Source organism: Ureibacillus xyleni (genome assembly GCF_900217795.1).
Classification (GTDB): domain Bacteria; phylum Bacillota; class Bacilli; order Bacillales_A; family Planococcaceae; genus Ureibacillus; species Ureibacillus xyleni.
This window is the reverse complement of record NZ_OBMQ01000001.1, coordinates 134562-152392: the sequence shown is the minus strand read 5'-3', so window position 1 is coordinate 152392 and position 17831 is coordinate 134562. Positions and strand designations below refer to the sequence as shown.

The following is a 17831-nucleotide window of genomic DNA, read 5'->3' as shown; positions in this document are numbered from 1 at the left end:
TACCCTCAAAGTTTTTTTCATGATTAACTTGTGTGTAAGTAGGATAGCAAAAATAAATAACAAATAGGGGGAATATCCAATTTATTTTTCACTAGAATAAAAGAATTTACTAGTATGAGCTTTCTATAAATTCTCCAATTTATCGAGCATCGTTTGTCTGTCAACATTTGTATACAATGAGGTAGTGGCGATACTAGAGTGACCCGCTAAGGCAGCAGTCTCATGAATGCCAAGACCATTTTGTAACGATTGACTACAAAAATAATGCCGAAAATCATGTGGAGACAAAACTTCATTTAATCCGGCACTCTTGCTATACTTTGCGAACATCTTGTTAACTGTTTTGCGTGACAGTGAGTGACTACGATTACTTAGAAAAAGATAAGGACTCACTTGGCTTAATCGATATTCAGGTCGTATATCGTTCAAATATTTGGTTAAGATCCGATGTAACTGACTATTAACCAAGATTGTCCTAGACTTTGCTCCCTTTCCGTTCCGAATTAAAATTTCCTTTGCCTGAAGATGAATATCTTCTATTTGAATAGAAAGAGCTTCCGTAATACGGCATCCAGTAAGAGCCAATAGTTTTGCCAGTGTGTAATTCCGATAACAATCCTTTTGGTTCTCCTCATTGCTTTCGAGTATAGATTGAAAAAAATGGTTTACATCTTGTTTAGTAAACTTAGCTGGGGAAACAATCAGATTTTGGACCTTAATATATGAATTCTTTCCTATTATAATGTCACTCATAATTCCTTCTTCAACAAGGAACTTATTGAATGTACGTAAGGCATTTAGCCGAACATTTATTGTCTTTGCACTAATATATTCTCCTTTTGGATTACGTTCTTTTTTCAGTTCTTCTTTATACGACAAAATATTTTCTGAATGCAAGATTTGAGGTGGTCGACCAAAGACTCCTTCAAACCATCCGAAATATTTTTGAACAGAAGTCAGATAGGATGAAATCGTATGGATAGATTTTTCCTCCTGTTTTAAATAGTTCTCAAATGAAGATAATAATTCATTCATAACGCTCACCTTCTCAAAAAAATTATGTCTACTCAAAATAAGCGTGCTAGAAACATAATTATGTCTCCTTAACCTAGAATTCCCCAACCGTATATGGACGACAAGCAGGCATAATTGATATTATGTCTGCTCAGCTGCTGGGTCCGTGTATACTGCCTCATATTGTGCTAAAAACTGTTCTACCGCTAAACAGAAAACCTGTTTTTGAAGTAGCCCCGTACTTGTACAAAAATGTGTTAATCTATGTTCCATCTCAATTGGTAGCCGAAATGATTTTGTGATACTAGGAGAATGACCACTCACATATTTCTGAGCAGCTCTCCACAAATCCACTTCTTGGGAATTGGATTTAGATTGCTCATTTTGTTGTTTTACAGCCTTTAATACTTTACGAGCATTTTTAAGTAAAGTCATAACATCATTACGCTCAAGTAGTTCAAAAACATCTTCTTCATTCCGAGTTTCTTCTATATTAATAGATTTCTCTTGTGGTATTTGAGATGACCGTTCATCTTCAACCGAATACATATAATTCTTCACTTGCTTATCCCATTTGTAATTTTCCCTTTGCATAAAACGAGATAAACTTTGGACATGCTTGTATCCCAATTCCACTGCAACTTCTTCCGCTTTCTTTCCTTCTTTGAAAAGCCTAAGGACCGCTGCAACTCTTTCTAAGTTATCCTGCGATGTGGTTGTTGTCATTCCACTCATCCTCGTCCATTAATTTCACAAAAGATTGATGGAAAGGAACTGATTTATAACGATTAACTAAAGGGTTCTTAAATATGGCTGGAGATGCCTCGATAAATAAATTTTCAGCTTCTTTTAATCGTTTTTTATCCAGAAACGGAAATGTCACTAAAATACGAACACATAAACATCCCATATTAAACATTGCCTGGAGCATATCATTCGGATGTTTCTGGTGAATAAGATTAGAGCGATGGTTCGCAATACGGTTTCTTAAATTAGATGCTGAACCAATGTAGGCAAGGTCGCTTTTTTCATCGTAAAGCAGATAAATTCCGCTCGTATTTGGTAGTTCGTCGTTCGTGATAAATTTAATATGATTTTTGTACACAAAAAAGACCTCCTAAAAATGAAATAATAAAAATGGATTACTAAATCAAGTTTATGGAATCTTCGTTTACAACGTCAAAAGTTGTTTTCAATCGTCAACTATTACACGAAAAAAATTTTAAAAAATAAAAAGGCGCGGTTACAGTAGCTTCAACTGATAATTCCCTTTCAAAAATAAAAATAAATTTCTCACTTACCAATCCTTATAACTGTTATTACAGACTTCTACTTTAACCTTCACCAATAATAAAATTTTAGAATTAATTATTGAAAACGAACAATTCAACTATGAAAACAAACAAAAAATATAGCTAATTGACACTTTTCTCCCTATAAATTAATAAAAAATGTTATTACCTAAAATAAATGCTCCTAAATTCACTTTTACAATTCAATGGAATTTCCCAACTTATTTTCACCCTTTTTTAATAATTGATTTACAATATTTAAAATCCATAAGGAGTGAAAATGGTGAGTTCGAAACATACCAATGTGTGCATTAAAAATATTAATGGCAATCTTTATCTTTATAGTTGGAATTATCGTAGAAAACACTTAAGAACTGCTAGGAAAAAGCAGCGTTATGAATGGAAATATCGTGGTCCAATCAGTAGCAAAAAAACGCAGAACTACATCTCAAAATTACCAATTGAGAGCCAGCGTTTAATCGAATTGGAGATAAGATTAAAACAGGAGGAATATGAAAAACAACAAGAAGAACTATCAAAACTGAAAAAAGAGGAACCGTACAATTCCAGATTTAATGAAATAATGAAAATTGCTAATCGTCACCGAAGAAATAAACTCTTAAAGGAACTAGAAAAGGAAATGAAATCAGTTATATAAAAACAGTTGAAAACATGCAAAAAAGCTTGGTTATTCCAAGCTTTTTCTACTAAAACTCATGCATTTCATCATCATAGAAAATAGTAAAACCTAATCCATCAAAATTTCGGTAATGCCACATTTCTAAAAAGCTATTCCATCTTCTATCTAAACTCATTGATATCTCTGAAAAATCTTCATCCACGTCAAAACCTAATTCAAGAAGATTTAATACTTCTTCCTCATCACCCCAATAATAATCCGCAATTTCTACTTTCAATTTCTCAATAAATCTCTGTGCATCCCGTTTGGTTAAAAAGCAATGGTTCTTTATCGGCTTTACTGGATGAATGTCTGTCGTTTTCGTTATGAATATCGGCTGATTATCTAACTCCAGTGTATATCCTTGAAACAAAATAGAATTTTGTAGCAATTCTTCTGGGATATCTCCCAAGCTATCAAAACCATCTTGCAAAATTCTTTCTGTAACAAAACTACCAATGTAGCTGTTAACTCCTGCATACACCTTGCTCTCTAAACGTTGACCAACAAACCATTTCTGTTTAATTTCAATATTATCAAAAAACATGTAAATTTCACCTTTTCATTTAGTTTTCCAATATAAGCGAGTTCTAATTTATTAACTCTCAATTTTCCATTTTAATCAGGCTCATTATTGGGTCGTTTCATCATACAAAAAATCAAAATGAAAATGGTGGATTTTACGATTTTTTTGAAACGTTAAACATTCTTTTAGAGTGCTGTGCCCTTTATCTGTTGAAATGATCCAAATAGGATAATCAGCCACATACAAACTAGCCGTATATTTTTTGATAAATAATAAGGAATTTTCTTTTTCCTCTTGAAATATCAGATGTAGGCAAAAGTCTGCAAAACGTTTACAATCGCAAACTTCTGAAAGGGGAATATTAAATTGATGAGAACAGCAGCAATAGATGTAGGAAATGACAGTGTAAAAGCAATACTTGGTCCAAGCAAAACACAAATGACCATTCCGAATATAATCTCACCTGCCGCACAAGAACGTATCGTGACAGAAATAGAGAGGGATGTCTTAGATGGGCTTCATGTATGCATTTCTTCTAATTGTCTAAAACAGGGAAAAGGTATTTATACAATTGGAGAGTTGGCTCGTTCTAGTGATACTCCAAGTGAGCTTCGAGCAAATTCCATAAAAAGTGATAATGACCAATCTCTAATTCTTCTTTTAACCACATTAGCCGTAGATGCAGTTACGAGTAATGCTTTTAGTGAAATTAATGGGTGTTATCAAGCACATTATGCACTTTCAACTGGTTTACCTATTGGAGAAGGCACTCAACAAGACCGTTTATTATTTAAGCAAAAATTGGAAAGTTGTATTCATGAGGTCGAATTTCTTCAAACACCTTTACTTTCAGGAAAAAAAGTCCGTATTCACTTTTCAAAAGTATTCGTAAATGTTGAAGGTATTTCATCCTTTATATTCTTAAACGAACATCAGAATGAAACTGGCGAAAATCCTATTCTAATTTATGATATTGGCGGTTTAACAAGTGATGCTGCCATTATCGAAAAATCAGTCATTAAAAATGGATTATCTGAGAGTTATTTGGAAGGTGTCTCTGTATACTTGGACAAAATTATGAAGGAAGTAGAAAGACAATATCAATATAAATTCAAGAACCGCAGAGATTTGATTAAAGTAATTACACACCCTGATAAAAGCGACCGTCACTATATTTACAAAATGGGCAACAAGATTTGTATCCAACCAGTTATTGAAACTGAATTGTTGAAGCTTGCCAAAAAGCAAGTACAATGGGTTGAAGAAAAATGGTTAGAATATCCAACAGTGCAGTCAGCTTACTTAGTAGGTGGTGGTGCCTCTATTTTGAGGGAATACATAGAAAAAGTTCTTCAATCTGAACGAAAAGAAATGCCATTAAAGTTTCTTGACACTCATAATAGCATTTGGTCAAATGTATATTCCTACGATAAAATTTTAGATGTTGCGCTTAGTAACCAACATTAAATGAGGAGGCAACATTGTAATGCTTAAAAAAGGAAGCACAGTTTCATTCCGTATTCCTAAACATACGGATGAAAAGCTACTTAATTATCTAAATACATTAAAGCAAGAGCAAGGTAGAAATTTCTCATCTGTACTTGCTGCAAACCTCCTTAAAAGTCTTGAAGATGGATTAACACAAAGGGAGCGTAAGGTAATTACATTACCTATACCATCAACACTTACACAAGATGAATGTGATTGGCTCAATCATCCTCAGAATATTGAAATACTTATAAAATTTATCGTGCAAGCCTTTAATAAAAATGTTGATATTCCCTATACTGCTCTAAGTGAGCAACACATAGAACGCATCAATACTACTGATAATGCTAAAGCCGTTAGTTCGGTGAGCAAGAATTTTATATTTTCTCAGATGCTTAAATAAAATTACTATCAGCTGCCATGTGCAGCTTTTTCTTTGTTCACTTTTTGATTTTTTCAACTCATCAAACCAAATTTTATAATGGTTAACTCTCTAAAGTTTCACCCATGTATCAATTTCTTAGAATCATGTTAGTTTATCTACTCATTTCTCCCCGAACACCTATTGTATTACTTTCGGTTCCTATATGATCCAATTGACAACTTATGCTCACAATTTCTTCAACTACACTAAGTAGCTCTCCAATCAGTTCGTCATTTCCTTTTTCTATAAAGCTATACAGCAACTGTTCTTCTTTTTTCAGTTGTTCCAGTTTGTTAAACAGATAGTCTTCAATGACATATAGCTCTCCCATACTTTCACTTCCTTACAATAGAATTATTGAATAATCTAAATCGATATTAAAGACCTACAAGAAGTTCCGTCAAATTAAATTTATTACAGTGGTTATTTTTAAAAGGAGAATTTATTCGTATACATCCAATATTATTATGCAAATACCCAACTTTAAGGAACATTTGAATTTCATGCTTAACTTACATTATAACTATCTCATAATCTTGAACATTTACCTTTGGACTCTTTCCACTAAATGAACATACGTTTGTTGAAATTAATTTTATTTATATTACCTATTTTCCATCTGTAATCCGACTAATCTTATTTATTCAGAAGTTTAAAACATAGAAAGGTTGGGATTTTACTTCTGCTGAATTCTAAATCTTCAACAACTAAGCTGATTGTTTAATAAATTCATATTTTATAGAATTTCTAATGAGTCTATCTAATATGAAAATGCCTTTATTATTTAATTTCTTTAATTCCACATGTTTTAGGAGGTAGACAGTTTTGCCCTTTGCAAAAAGGACAAAAAAGCGCGTTTGGAGTATAGCGCATTTACAAGATAGTGACGATAACGTCAATTTCCCCAGGTCCAGCTTTACGAAACATTCACCACTGAATCCATCTTGTATATTGCCTAGCCTAAGCTACTGGGACGGTACATAATCTGGGATAAAATAATGCCCATCTAACGGGAGAAATTCCGATGGTTAATCGGAACCGGGGCAGACGGGACTCCCAACGGACTTTGTTAACGTCATTTTTTCTTTAGAGATATTGCCTACCAATTTCCCTATCAGGTGCTTCACCACATTTTCAGTTTTGCAAACAAAGGTTTGCATCTTTGTATACATTTGTTTGCTTTTTTTAATAATCCTTTTTCGATTTAATTCTTTACTCTGTATATACTCAGTACATACCAAGTGCCACTCCGTCCCACATTCGCATCTTCTTGATAAATTCAACTAAATCGCTTATTCTAAGCAACAACCAAATGGAGGTGCTAGATTATTATGTATTACGGCGTATTACGAGTAAGTGGAAACGATGAATTTATGAGGTTTTTAAAAACAATCTTAAAAGAATATGAAGCTTCCTTGATAAATTCAAAAAAACAGCCTATTATTCAACGATTTCATTATATTTCCTCATCACCAAAAGAACTGATTGCTCATATTACGATACAAGAGTATAACTGTTTAGCTTTTTTTGAATTCTTGAGCGAAATATTCCCAACACTTGAAATGTCATTACTACTAAAAGAATACGATGGATATTGTCGGGAGCATTTTATTTGGCAAGCAGGGATAATTATCTATGAACATCGTCATTACACTGAGAAAACGTACAGACAAGAACGAGAGGAATTTGCAGCATTAACAAATTAAACAATTTCTCCACTATTTTTAAATTTGTGTTATAAATTTAAAAATACATAAAAGGAGAAATCAAAATGAGTAATAATAAAAAAGCCATAATTAGACGAGGAGATATAATCCTAGTTTCTTTAGGAGAAAATAAAATCGGTTCTATCCAAGCAGGCACACGTCCAATGCTAGTGGTAAGTAATAACCGTGCAAACAGACATTCTACAATTCTTTTAGTTGTACCATTGAGTACAAAGAAACTTCCCCTAGATAGGGTGCTACCAACTCATATTTCTATTACCAACCAATCATTACAAGAAGGAACTCTATTAAAAGAAAGTACTATAATGTGTGAACAACTTACTGTTATTGACAGAGAGATGGTGATTAGAAGGATTGGTACCATTTCAGAAAAAACCGATAATAAATTAAAAGAGGCATTATTAATCGCTCTTGGAATAATAAATGCCCCTGAGTCAGCTTAGCGCTGGCTTCTTTTTATTTTCTTGATTAATTCTTCTAATGTGCCACCATCTCTTAAATAATCCCAAAGACTCTCTGGAGAAAATGCAATCAAAACTTCATTTACAAATTTATCCGCTTCGATTTCCATGTCATCTCTTAATTCTTTTTGAGCAAACTTCTTTTCAGCTTTGCTCATCGCATCAATTTCTTTCAATCTATCGAAAAATGGCTTTTCTTTTTCCAGTTCCTTCATTCTCATTCTTAATAGTGTCAAATAAGCTTTTCCATATACATACTCCGCAGCTTCTTTTTCATCTTGTGCGGTCAAGATTTTTATATAATCGCCGCCTTTCCCGCTCACTGGTCCTTTATAAGTCCATTGATACTTTTTATTTTCATGAAGGCGCTCATCCTTCGGTATGTATTCCCACTCATACACATAACTATTATTTTTGATGGTCTTTATGGTTACTCTATTTTGCATCATATATATCCTACCTTTCATTTTCACAACAGTTAACAATTGCGAACCTTCTCCTAAATTCCTTTAGAAAATGTATAGTTATGTTACTAAATATCAAAAAATAAATGGGCAAATTTTAAGTTTAATTACCATGACCATAACTTTTCTAAATTTCTTGAAAAAAATGAGCAAAATAGTGTTATATTTATTTGTTTCACCCGACAAACAAGGAGGATTTTAACATGATTAAAATAGTTGATGGGTTAGCTAGGCATTAGTATTGATGATGAAGGAGATTACACGTGTACACTAGTTTTTGAAGGCGCACAATATTGCATTAAAGTACGTAGGGATGAATGGGATGAGGACGAAGCGGAATTCCATGTTTTAGAAGACGAAGTGGAACTTTATGATGAGGATCAGGATGACTATGAATTTGTTGATGATTATCCTGATGAAATGATAAATGAAATCGAAAAGCACTTTAAGGAAAATGAACACCTATTGCCAAAGCTAGAAGATTGATGAATAAGGAAAAGTAAGCAGCGCTAGATGATGGTGCTGCTTTTTTAATGGCTTTTAGGATGGTTCAAAAAAACAAAAAAGTAGGAAAAAATAAGCCCAAAAAATAAAAAATACGTCAAAACACCCAAATCAAATTCAATTTCTAATAAAATATAGGAGTAGTCATATTATTTATATACCTAAAAAGATACTGGAGGAAAATAAAATGTACCACTCTATTTATCAACATCAACCATTTCTAATTAATCAAGGATTTACTTTATCTGAACTGAAAAGCTATATGAAAATTGCAGAAAAAGGCGGTTTTTCTTGCCCTTATTGTGGCAAAAGTCTTCGAATTAAAATCGGTAGTAGAAAACCACATTTCTACCATCTACATGGAGAAACATGTCAACTCTCAAAAGCAGCCGATACATACGAACGACAAATCCAAAGAGAAACTAAAATACATACCATTTCTAAAGAAATAATTTTTAACGAGCTTCAATTACAAAGTAAATTAGTACCTGGATTAAATGTCCAATGGGGATTTGAGGCTAAAGGACACGAAAATTGGCGTTATTATCCTGACTTATTAGTAACGTTAGGAAACCGAGAAATCGGGATTTCTATTATTTCTAATATTACAAATACAAAAGACAGTGAAATGGCAAATAAAATTAAAAAACGCCAAAATTATTTTGCATATCAAGGGATAACAGATATTTGGTTTTATGAAAACAATGAACGCTCAATAGATGAACGCACCCACTCATTGTATCTATGGGAAGCAGAAGCAATAACAGCTTTACCTACTTCTCAAGATAAAAAATGGGAGCACTTATTTCAGCAATTATCATCAACATACAAAGTAACAAAATTGTATGACTACAAACTATGTCGCGATATGTTTCCTGAGTTAAAAAATAAGCCAGTGAAGAGTCTATATTATATTCAACAAACTGACGAAGGTGTTATGTGTTCTGTTCAACGGTTTGTTGTTGATAAAACAACCTCCCCTTATCAATCATTTGCACTGCCAACAAATTATTCAGCATCGTTAGCAAGTTTCTTTACTATCAAAGACAATAAGTTGCAGCTATGCGATCCAACTCAAGAAGAAGTGGCAAGAAATAATTTTATAGAGGACGTTCGAACTTTAGCTGTAAAACAACAGCGCAAACAAAATTTAGAGAAACAACTACAACAGGAAGCACTTGAGAAAATATTAAAAAGAAAAGCTAAAGAAGAAATGGAAAAATTAGAATTACAACAAAAAATAACGGCTTCTAGAGTAAATAAATATACATATGACGATTTAAAGAAAGATTTAAAATCCTCATTGAATATGAAACAATCCGAGCAACAAAAACTCTGGACCAAATATATATTGCGTAATGAGCGGTTGCATGACTATCGATACATAAAAAATCTGTCCAGTAATGTTCAAACAATGGAAGAGCTCTTTTCTTTATTAGATGCAATTTAATGCTTGCAACCATGATTGCCTATGAATGCTACCAGCTGAAGTTGGTAGTATTTTTTTAATTCCGTTAATTAAAACGATAACCGAAGTAGCCCTTTTTTAAGTATTAACAAGTGGATTAGCCACCCCTTCACATACTGCAATGTGACTTAGGCTAAAGAGCAAGCGGAGCGCCGCCAAAGGACACACAGTTTTTGTTTTTATAAAAATAAATAATGAACCCTATTTATCCAAAATGCTTGGTATTTACTACTTTTATTAAAAACTAAGACATTCTTTAGGAACTTCAAGCTTAAGCGAAAAAAAGCCCATTAATTCGCTTTTTGCATCCTAATAATTCTTAGCCAATAGGACAATTACTTGGCATTAAGCATATGCACCTTCCAAGCATGTTTCTATTTCTTCATAGTAATCTTTTGAATTAATTGAAGAAATAGAAATGAAGATATAAGAGGAGAAAGTAAACGTAAGAATGCGGGTTCAGAGCACCTAAATTTATTTTAAAATTACACTTCGGGCTATGAATACCAAGAGATTCTTGCATGATGAAAAATAAGGGTATGTCAATCAGAGGTTTTAGTGAGTTATGGGTATGCTATTCGGAGGTTTTTAATACAGAAACGGGTACACTATTCGGAGGTTTCAAATTTTATAATACTTAAATCTATCACCAACTATTTTGGAACGATACTTAGGAATGAAAAAATCCCCACGATAGCAGGGACTTAACTAATTCATTTTCATCATTATTTTAGTTTATTTTTTTCTTCTCTTAATGTTCCATCACAAATATATATTCTCTCCCTTCATTTTTGATAACATCACTTGCAAACTTCATCGCTGGTTCATGACCGACTATTTTCATCAATTCTTCAATATGGATTTCATCATATTCTTCCACAAAGGCAAGAACCAGTTTATGTTTTTCCCACAGTTTTGGTTCATTCTCTTTAATATGTTTTAATTTAAATGATAAGCCGTTCACTAAAAATCCCCATCCATTCTACTCATTTAGTTGAAAACATTATAATCCAACTATTAGAAAAGGGCTTTATTTTGACATCATTTTTTAAAACCTACTCCACTCAATAATACATAAAGCAATTATCCAATTTGCAAAAAAATAAGATGCCGTAGCACCTTATTCATCATGTTGGCTAAAATCACTCCGTACATGTTTTGTGTAGTCATCCATGCCATTGCCATCTAATCTGAATAGCAAATCAGGGTGAATACGGTATCGAATTTTGCCTTTTGTTTTCGTTATCATGACCGCTCCAACTTCCTGTAAAAACTCAAAATAACTTTTTACTGTTTCATTGTCACCTAATCCTGAAATTCTGCACAAATGGGCTAAAGACAAATGTTTAAGTGCTTTTTTATTCCTTTCCAGCGCTTCTAGAACTGGTTCTCCTTCTAATGTAATTTTTTCGTCTGGATTTTTCACCAAGTAATACGTTTCAAAATGAAAATACGGAATAACCGCTTGAAGCAAGCCGATGACATCATCGTAATTAATATGCTTTTTAATGCTTTTATTCTTTAACCGCTTATGTTTTAGCATTGACACATTTTGAATGATTTCTTTTAGTTTATTTTGAAACACCTTTACAAATTTTTCATCTCTATTTTTGTGAATTCCTTTAATGAAGTATTGTTTATTCAAGTAATAAAATTTCCGTCTTTTATCAGTTTCATCTACTTCTGTTAAAAGAATATCAGCTTTGACTAACCGATTTAACTTCTTCTTGGCTGTTTCCTCCGCTACACCCCAAATGTCTGCTGCCATTTCTTTTGACAGTTTCTTTCCTTTACTAATCAGTGGTGTTTTTTCTTTATCGAAATGATTAAAATCAGCTAATAACAGCAATATCATCAAATATCGCCTGTCTGTAACGGTTAGCTTTTGATTGTCCCTTAACTTTTCTAATTCCATCAAATTCTCACTTTTAGCCATAACAAATGGACCTCTCTCATCTACTCCTCTGCCCTGCTCTTTTATCATTTTGTTCTTGAATGCTTCCGAAGAATTTTTTCTAGTTATGGCATCCCCAGGTTGCAAAATAGTAGTTATTTCTATATCTTTTGAACTTTTATTTCGTATTGTCATTGAACCCTCCAAGAATACATAAGTGTAAAGATTGGATGGATTATTTTATATTTCTTCCTTTGAAGGATTTTCTTTTATTTATTTGAAATTAATCGCGCTATCCTTTATTTATAACCCACCATCAAACGAGCCACGAACTCGTTCTTCTTTTATACCATTTAATTTGAAAATGTTAAGGAGAAAGGTAATTTTTTTCATGGTAATGATTATATTTCTAAATCAAATAAAAATTCCTTAACTCAAAAAAAGTTTTTCGCAAAATCACCCAAAAGTTTTTTTCAAATTGATAATATAGGCTTAGTAATCGAGCAAAGCATTTATTAAAAACAAAATATGGAGGAATTCACTATGAAAATTGACTATCTTAATGCAGAGGAAGTTTTACGTTATACCGTTTGGAAAGAGGATAATTTAATTATGGAAAATGTGATGGCAATTGAAATAAGAGAATATATCGAACAATTACCTCTTTTCCCAAATGATGAAGATTCAGATTTCTTTATTATGTTCCAAGAGGGATGCGACGAATACACTTATGAATTTCAATTATGGGTCCACTCAGATACCTTTGATGAACTTAGTGAAGAACAATTAACAATACTTGAAGAACTAGGATTTACTAGGAATGAAGAGGACACCGACATTATTCTCAACTATTATGGGCTTAAAGTTGTATTTAGTCATATTGAAGAAGAATAACCATAGTTTCAAGCAGTTCCTTAAGGGGGCTGCTTTTTTTGTTTCAAATGACTCCGCAATTACCGATTTCTTTCATGTTGAACTCAGTATTAAACATTTATACAAATAGGAATGGATCGTTCGAATATACGCCATTTCTGTTCGTATTTAATACATTGATTTTCATTTGCGTACATGAACTAGCAAAAGAATGAGTCACTTTAATTATTTAAAAACTATCCTATTACTCCCTATGTTTGAACATGATAAGTAATCATAAATCAATCATGTAGATTTACACTATTTTCATTTGTAAATAACGTCAGCTACTGTCACATGCTGTATAGCAGTAGCTTACATCTTGCCATAAAACAAAGCGTTTTGGCGGTCGACATCAACACAGTTATAGATGTTCATCTTATTATCCATGACTACCCAAGGCACAATGATGGCATAAACTATTTCACACCCTTATAAATGTCCGCATCAAAGTGTACATTTTTGATTGTCTAAGCATGTACACTTTCGTTCAAAATGCGTTTCTCTATACATGTCTATGAATAATTACAACTTGACATGGAGACCTCTACTCGCATGATTCGTCAGCCAAAAGCCAGCTATTACAAGGGCTGGCTGACCAAACAAGGCTATCATGCTCGCCCCTCCAAGTAAAGTTGTAATATACACTGGGGATCAAAAATGTACATGGTTAAACGAGCGTTTTTGTACATGAGTAAATTGACATTTGTACACCCTCTTACATACCTCAGTACCTGTCTGCAATACGTTGTGCAATAGTGGAATATATAAAACAGTGGATATTAAAAGGCTGCCAGGACACTCCTAGCAGCCTTTACCAATATCAAAGCTAATTAATAATTCGTTATGACTAACTCGCTAACCTTTCCTCTACGCGATGGATTGGAATTAATACTTCGATTAGCTTGTATCCGATGAATATTACATCCTTGATAATTCTTATCGAAGAAATCATCTTCTGGATGCATGCTAGTTGGGTCTGAATTACATAACATCAGTTTTGAACCCTGACGATTCATTTCTGAATAAAAAGCAGCTAACGCTATTTGGTCATCTTCACTAAATCCATATGCTTGATACTTTGTAAAACTCTTTGATGCATTTAATGGTCGATATGGTGGGTCAAAAAAGCAAAATACATCCGATGCGAACCATTCGCTATTTTTCTCATAGCTTTGATTGTAAATCTCTACATTTCGCAACACTACTGAACACAATCGTAGGTTTTCTTCATCACAAATAACTGGCTTTGTGTACCGACCAATCGGAACATTAAATTCCCCATTTTTATTCACACGATATAGTCCATTAAAGCAAGTTTTATTAAGAAAGATAAATTGAGCCGCAAGTTCAATAGATGCGTCTTTTTTCTGGTTAAACTTGGCTCTCATTTGATAATAAAAGATGCTTTTTTCCGCCTCTTCTAAAGAATAGTAATGTTCTTGAAGCTCTTTTAATCTGCTAATCAATTCATCTACATTTTGTTTTACTGCCAAAAAGGTAGTAATCAAATCAGAGTTTGTATCGCTGATAATGGCTCTATCTATTGAATAGCGTTGTAGCACATAAAATAGCATAGCGCCGCCTCCAACAAATGGTTCTATGTATGTATGACATTTTCCCTCTTTTAATTCATTCGGTAAGTATTGTTCCAACTGTGATAATACTTTCTGTTTTCCCCCAGCCCACTTAATAAATGGTTTTGCTAATGATTGTTTTGTCATGTTGATCCCTTGCTCACATAAATAAAAGCAAGGTCTATCCCCCTTACAAATTCGACTCTGCCTAAGCAGGTATCTAATGTTTGTAAGGGAAATTAAGAATTCCTTTTTCGCTTGAACAAATATTTTGAAAGAACCATTACATCGCCCTAAATATGTAATCTTTACAGGATTGTAAACTCCTTGTAGACCACATCAAAATAAATAAATTATCTATTTTAGCAAAAAAAGATGGCTCAATGCGGGAAAAAACCATTTATTTTCCCCATTCAAAACTTTATTTTTTTCTAGGTTAAAAAAATTTAAAAATCGCTAAAAAGAGATTTTGCTTCTGATAAGATAAGGACAATTCTTACTAGGAGGTCATTAAAAATGGCGAATAATTGTCACCAAACACTTTATATTAAAGGTAATCAAGAGATTGTAGAGGAAATCATTTCAAAGCTGAATGAGGATAACAAATACATAAGGTTCAGCAACGTAATAGAAATTCCTTCTACTAAAGAATTAGAAGAATTAGGGCTTTCTAAATCAGAATGGTGTGAAAAATATTATGAGGTAGATTGCGATTTTGGTATTCTACATGAAACTGAAATCTTTAAAAACGAAGGCAGAATCGTTTTTGATACGATATATTCGCCTTGCCGTCAATTTGTTTTTCAGTTGTGCCAGATGTATAACGATGTGAACTTTTATTTATCATTTGTAGAACCCTATGGAAACTTCCAAGGTTACGTTGAATGCGAAAATAGTAAAGTTCTACAAGAATATATTGGTGAAGCTGAATGGGAAATTATTGATGAAGGTATTGACCAAGGCAATACTGATGGCAATGATGTCGCTGATGAAAACAATGGAAATTCGTCCGCTTCTACTATTCATATTACAGATAAAAAATCTAGAGAATACGATATGTCAGACATCGAGAGCTTCCTGGGCTCTATCTAATAACAAGAAAGCTCTTAAGTAAATTTCAATAAATTATGTTTGGAGCGATTAGAAATGTATACTATGAAAACTATAAACTTACCAATATTAAATACTAGAAAAAATTGCTTTATTTTGGTGGAATGCCCCGAGGAAGGATACTTTCACATAAGTTGGTTATTGAAAGATAATTCAGTAGTCCTATTTGAAAATATTCAAGATAACTATCCTTCTGAAGCCTTGGTGATATACGACAGTATTGATGATTATTTTGAATCCATTCAGAATGTTGACTGGCTACATGATGAAGAATGGGTCGTGGTTAACAATGCGAAAGAGTATGGATTTCCTTTCTTTAAAAAATAATTCTCTTCCTTCTTAAACAAGCAGTCTATTTTAACAGAAGAGTGTCTCTCTTTGGGTGAATGTTAAGAAAAATGTCTGTTTCAAAAATTGTTATGTCTTAAATAAAAGTTTTCCGCCAATTTTTACATAAGCAAATTTTATTTTGCTATTATTCTTTCAGAAGCAAACAACTACATAATCTTATGGGGGTTTTCACAATGAATAAAATGAATTCAAAGGCATTTAATCAGCATGTATCCTGGGTTTTTCTTAACCCAGAAAACACGAATAGCATTATCTTTAGTCCCTATGATATTCGATTAAATAAAGATTATAGGGATGCGGAACTTGCAGACTTTAATAGTATTCTCATATTTCTTAATTTAGAAGAACGCTCTTTAAGATCAAATAATAATGGCAAATTAGTTCCTCCTTATGAAATGGTTATTACGAATGAAGGAGCATATTGGTGGAATGAACTGAAAGAAATGTATATTCCTATCCGAAACAATAAAGTTAAAGAAACCTACTTTATATACACAGATGCTAACAATACGATTTATCGCTTTCCAGAAAGACCTACATTGAAGGAAGAAAGGGAAAATGGATTTAAGGTTGCAAGCATTAGAGATGTAAAGGATTTGATGAAAAAAGCAATAATGGTAAGTAGTACATCCAAATGTACACCCGCATTTGCTGACATCGCAATTGTTTCAGAAGGAGCATTTCTCTGGAACTCTCTGAAAAAGACATACGACAAATTATGATCGTATCTCGGATGATTATATATATAAATCGATATAAAACTTCCGACATGTCGTATATTTCCAGTCTTTCCCTGTCTATACTAGTCTCAAACTAATTCGGACAGGAGCGAGAATCATGGGAAAAGGACTTCAAATTACGAATATACATGGGTGGACGGTGGAATTTCTTCAGGCTCAAGAGAAAGCAATTGAAAAAGCATCAATGGCGAAACGAGTGATGACAATTCGTTTGCTCATGCAAGGGTACTATGCGACCCAAGTAGCGGAACTTCTTCATCTACATCGTGAAACGGTTTCAGAGTATGCGAAAAAGTTTAACGAGGGTGGCATGGAGAAACTACTCCATCGTAAGTATGCACCCGGTAGACGCCCGTATTTATTACCAGAAGAAGCACAAGAAGTCCGTCGTATGCTCGAATCAAGTACACCCGCTGAAGAAGGGTATGGCTGCCAAACGTGCTGGGATACCCGCATTCTCAGAGATGTTATTGAAGACCGTTTTTCTGTCATCATGTCGAGAGGTGGTGTGGGTCATATGCTCAAACGTTGGGGATTCAGTTATACACGACCAACGTATACATTAAAACGTGCGAACAAAGCGAAACAAGAAGCCTTTATCCAACAACTCAACACGCTAAAAAAAACGCCACAGACGAAGTAGTTTTTCTCTATGAAGATGAAAGCCATATTCGTGACTACCAAGCACTTCAAGCAACTTGGAGTGTCAAAGGAAAACAAAGAAAAATCCCTACGTATGGGCATCATGCGACGGTCAGTTTATTTGGCTGCGTCGATAGTCGAAACGGTGAATTTCTGTGTATGGAAGCCGATCGCTGTAACGCACAGACGTTTCTAGCTTTTCTTCATCATGTCTTAGCGAAATATGAACACCAGAAAGTGGTGATGATCCTCGATAACGCTAAAATTCACCATGCGAAATGGATTCAGCCATTTTTAAACGCACATAAAGACCAGTTAGCACTCGTATTCTTACCACCCTATTCGCCTCATTTAAATGCGGTAGAGCGCGTATGGGGTTATTTGAAAAAGAGTGTGATTGCGAATCGATTCCATGCCACATGTAAGGAAATTAGGAACTCCATTCTATCATTCTTAGAGTACATCCATGAATTCCCGGGAACGATCCTCAGCTTGATTGGTTCAATGGCTATGTCGGAAAATTAAAGTGGACTTATATAAATAATAACTTGGAGGAAA

The 17831-nt window shown here is 33.5% G+C and carries 22 protein-coding genes; 13 read left to right on the top strand and 9 right to left on the bottom strand.

Annotation, left to right across the window (positions count from 1 at the left end):
* Window positions 1-123: 123 nt before the first annotated feature.
* From CRO00_RS00780 to CRO00_RS00770, 3 genes are all read right to left on the bottom strand, one after another.
* The gene (locus CRO00_RS00780; protein ID WP_097071748.1) at window positions 124-1035 is read right to left on the bottom strand and encodes a tyrosine-type recombinase/integrase; all 912 of its coding nucleotides are present in this window, start codon (window positions 1033-1035) and stop codon (window positions 124-126) included.
* A gap of 120 nt (window positions 1036-1155) precedes the next feature.
* Complete coding sequence (locus tag CRO00_RS00775; RefSeq protein WP_097071747.1) at window positions 1156-1740, bottom strand: hypothetical protein; 585 nt, start codon at window positions 1738-1740, stop codon at window positions 1156-1158.
* On the bottom strand, window positions 1715-2119 hold the full coding sequence (locus CRO00_RS00770) for a GIY-YIG nuclease family protein (protein WP_097071746.1): 405 nt from the start codon (window positions 2117-2119) through the stop codon (window positions 1715-1717). Before CRO00_RS00770 ends, CRO00_RS00775 begins: the two co-directional genes overlap by 26 nt.
* A gap of 470 nt (window positions 2120-2589) precedes the next feature.
* Between CRO00_RS00770 and CRO00_RS00765 the strand changes: the two genes are divergently transcribed.
* A complete protein-coding gene (locus tag CRO00_RS00765) occupies window positions 2590-2964 on the top strand; it encodes a hypothetical protein (protein WP_097071745.1) in 375 nt (124 codons plus the stop codon).
* Window positions 2965-3013: 49 nt separating this feature from the next.
* On the opposite strand, the gene CRO00_RS00760 is transcribed toward CRO00_RS00765, so the two are convergent.
* Window positions 3014-3532, bottom strand: a complete 519-nt coding sequence (locus CRO00_RS00760; protein ID WP_097071744.1) for a hypothetical protein — start codon at window positions 3530-3532, stop codon at window positions 3014-3016.
* A 348-nt stretch (window positions 3533-3880) separates the two neighbouring features.
* Between CRO00_RS00760 and CRO00_RS00755 the strand changes: the two genes are divergently transcribed.
* Window positions 3881-4978, top strand: a complete 1098-nt coding sequence (locus tag CRO00_RS00755) for a ParM/StbA family protein (RefSeq protein WP_237658309.1) — start codon at window positions 3881-3883, stop codon at window positions 4976-4978.
* Window positions 4979-4997: 19 nt separating this feature from the next.
* A complete protein-coding gene (locus CRO00_RS00750; RefSeq protein ID WP_097071742.1) occupies window positions 4998-5402 on the top strand; it encodes a hypothetical protein in 405 nt (134 codons plus the stop codon).
* A 133-nt stretch (window positions 5403-5535) separates the two neighbouring features.
* On the opposite strand, the gene CRO00_RS00745 is transcribed toward CRO00_RS00750, so the two are convergent.
* Window positions 5536-5754: a hypothetical protein gene (locus CRO00_RS00745; protein ID WP_097071741.1), complete on the bottom strand. Its 219-nt coding sequence runs from the start codon at window positions 5752-5754 to the stop codon at window positions 5536-5538.
* A gap of 1000 nt (window positions 5755-6754) precedes the next feature.
* On the opposite strand from CRO00_RS00745, the gene CRO00_RS00735 reads away from it, so the two are divergent.
* Both CRO00_RS00735 and CRO00_RS00730 read left to right on the top strand, forming a co-directional pair.
* Window positions 6755-7129, top strand: coding sequence for a hypothetical protein (locus CRO00_RS00735; protein WP_097071739.1), 375 nt, complete (start codon window positions 6755-6757; stop codon window positions 7127-7129).
* 65 nt (window positions 7130-7194) lie between these two features.
* A complete protein-coding gene (locus tag CRO00_RS00730; RefSeq protein WP_097071738.1) occupies window positions 7195-7593 on the top strand; it encodes a type II toxin-antitoxin system PemK/MazF family toxin in 399 nt (132 codons plus the stop codon).
* On the opposite strand, the gene CRO00_RS00725 is transcribed toward CRO00_RS00730, so the two are convergent.
* Window positions 7590-8096 (bottom strand): hypothetical protein, encoded by a 507-nt coding sequence (locus tag CRO00_RS00725; protein WP_097071737.1) that lies wholly within the window; start codon window positions 8094-8096, stop codon window positions 7590-7592. The two genes, CRO00_RS00730 and CRO00_RS00725, sit on opposite strands and share 4 nt — an antisense overlap.
* Before the next feature lie 339 nt (window positions 8097-8435).
* On the opposite strand from CRO00_RS00725, the gene CRO00_RS20505 reads away from it, so the two are divergent.
* Together CRO00_RS20505 and CRO00_RS00720 are read left to right on the top strand one after the other, a co-directional pair.
* The gene (locus tag CRO00_RS20505) at window positions 8436-8561 is read left to right on the top strand and encodes a hypothetical protein (RefSeq protein ID WP_272914296.1); all 126 of its coding nucleotides are present in this window, start codon (window positions 8436-8438) and stop codon (window positions 8559-8561) included.
* A gap of 205 nt (window positions 8562-8766) precedes the next feature.
* Window positions 8767-10029 carry a competence protein CoiA family protein gene (locus tag CRO00_RS00720; protein WP_097071736.1) on the top strand — a complete coding sequence of 421 codons (1263 nt, stop codon included), beginning with the start codon at window positions 8767-8769 and terminating at the stop codon, window positions 10027-10029.
* Window positions 10030-10798: 769 nt separating this feature from the next.
* Here the strand turns inward: CRO00_RS00720 and CRO00_RS00715 are convergent.
* Complete coding sequence (locus tag CRO00_RS00715; protein ID WP_097071735.1) at window positions 10799-11011, bottom strand: hypothetical protein; 213 nt, start codon at window positions 11009-11011, stop codon at window positions 10799-10801.
* Window positions 11012-11167: 156 nt separating this feature from the next.
* Window positions 11168-12136, bottom strand: a complete 969-nt coding sequence (locus CRO00_RS00710) for a hypothetical protein (RefSeq protein WP_097071734.1) — start codon at window positions 12134-12136, stop codon at window positions 11168-11170.
* Between the two features lie 348 nt (window positions 12137-12484).
* Between CRO00_RS00710 and CRO00_RS00705 the strand changes: the two genes are divergently transcribed.
* A complete protein-coding gene (locus CRO00_RS00705) occupies window positions 12485-12835 on the top strand; it encodes a hypothetical protein (RefSeq protein ID WP_097071733.1) in 351 nt (116 codons plus the stop codon).
* A gap of 851 nt (window positions 12836-13686) precedes the next feature.
* On the opposite strand, the gene CRO00_RS00700 is transcribed toward CRO00_RS00705, so the two are convergent.
* Window positions 13687-14577: a DNA adenine methylase gene (locus CRO00_RS00700; RefSeq protein ID WP_097071732.1), complete on the bottom strand. Its 891-nt coding sequence runs from the start codon at window positions 14575-14577 to the stop codon at window positions 13687-13689.
* Between the two features lie 369 nt (window positions 14578-14946).
* Here CRO00_RS00700 and CRO00_RS00695 point away from each other — a divergent pair, with 369 nt between their 5' ends.
* From CRO00_RS00695 to CRO00_RS00675, 5 genes are all read left to right on the top strand, one after another.
* Entirely contained in the window at window positions 14947-15522 is a 576-nt protein-coding gene (locus CRO00_RS00695) for a DUF1281 family ferredoxin-like fold protein (RefSeq protein ID WP_097071731.1), read from the top strand.
* A gap of 39 nt (window positions 15523-15561) precedes the next feature.
* Window positions 15562-15867 (top strand): hypothetical protein, encoded by a 306-nt coding sequence (locus CRO00_RS00690; RefSeq protein WP_161946576.1) that lies wholly within the window; start codon window positions 15562-15564, stop codon window positions 15865-15867.
* A gap of 197 nt (window positions 15868-16064) precedes the next feature.
* The gene (locus CRO00_RS00685; protein WP_097071729.1) at window positions 16065-16613 is read left to right on the top strand and encodes a hypothetical protein; all 549 of its coding nucleotides are present in this window, start codon (window positions 16065-16067) and stop codon (window positions 16611-16613) included.
* Between the two features lie 115 nt (window positions 16614-16728).
* The gene (locus CRO00_RS00680) at window positions 16729-17274 is read left to right on the top strand and encodes a helix-turn-helix domain-containing protein (protein ID WP_141396932.1); all 546 of its coding nucleotides are present in this window, start codon (window positions 16729-16731) and stop codon (window positions 17272-17274) included.
* Window positions 17160-17798, top strand: a complete 639-nt coding sequence (locus CRO00_RS00675; protein ID WP_097071727.1) for an IS630 family transposase — start codon at window positions 17160-17162, stop codon at window positions 17796-17798. Before CRO00_RS00680 ends, CRO00_RS00675 begins: the two co-directional genes overlap by 115 nt.
* Window positions 17799-17831: the final 33 nt, after the last annotated feature.

Coding starts and splice junctions, on each gene's coding strand:
- CRO00_RS00780 (WP_097071748.1), bottom strand. CDS start 1,035: ATGAATGAATTATTATCTTCATTTGAGAACTATTTAAAACAGGAGGAA.
- CRO00_RS00775 (WP_097071747.1), bottom strand. CDS start 1,740: ATGACAACAACCACATCGCAGGATAACTTAGAAAGAGTTGCAGCGGTC.
- CRO00_RS00760 (WP_097071744.1), bottom strand. CDS start 3,532: ATGTTTTTTGATAATATTGAAATTAAACAGAAATGGTTTGTTGGTCAA.
- CRO00_RS00755 (WP_237658309.1), top strand. CDS start 3,881: ATGAGAACAGCAGCAATAGATGTAGGAAATGACAGTGTAAAAGCAATA.
- CRO00_RS00750 (WP_097071742.1), top strand. CDS start 4,998: ATGCTTAAAAAAGGAAGCACAGTTTCATTCCGTATTCCTAAACATACG.
- CRO00_RS00745 (WP_097071741.1), bottom strand. CDS start 5,754: ATGGGAGAGCTATATGTCATTGAAGACTATCTGTTTAACAAACTGGAA.
- CRO00_RS00735 (WP_097071739.1), top strand. CDS start 6,755: ATGTATTACGGCGTATTACGAGTAAGTGGAAACGATGAATTTATGAGG.
- CRO00_RS00730 (WP_097071738.1), top strand. CDS start 7,195: ATGAGTAATAATAAAAAAGCCATAATTAGACGAGGAGATATAATCCTA.
- CRO00_RS00720 (WP_097071736.1), top strand. CDS start 8,767: ATGTACCACTCTATTTATCAACATCAACCATTTCTAATTAATCAAGGA.
- CRO00_RS00710 (WP_097071734.1), bottom strand. CDS start 12,136: ATGACAATACGAAATAAAAGTTCAAAAGATATAGAAATAACTACTATT.
- CRO00_RS00705 (WP_097071733.1), top strand. CDS start 12,485: ATGAAAATTGACTATCTTAATGCAGAGGAAGTTTTACGTTATACCGTT.
- CRO00_RS00700 (WP_097071732.1), bottom strand. CDS start 14,577: ATGACAAAACAATCATTAGCAAAACCATTTATTAAGTGGGCTGGGGGA.
- CRO00_RS00695 (WP_097071731.1), top strand. CDS start 14,947: ATGGCGAATAATTGTCACCAAACACTTTATATTAAAGGTAATCAAGAG.
- CRO00_RS00685 (WP_097071729.1), top strand. CDS start 16,065: ATGAATAAAATGAATTCAAAGGCATTTAATCAGCATGTATCCTGGGTT.
- CRO00_RS00680 (WP_141396932.1), top strand. CDS start 16,729: ATGGGAAAAGGACTTCAAATTACGAATATACATGGGTGGACGGTGGAA.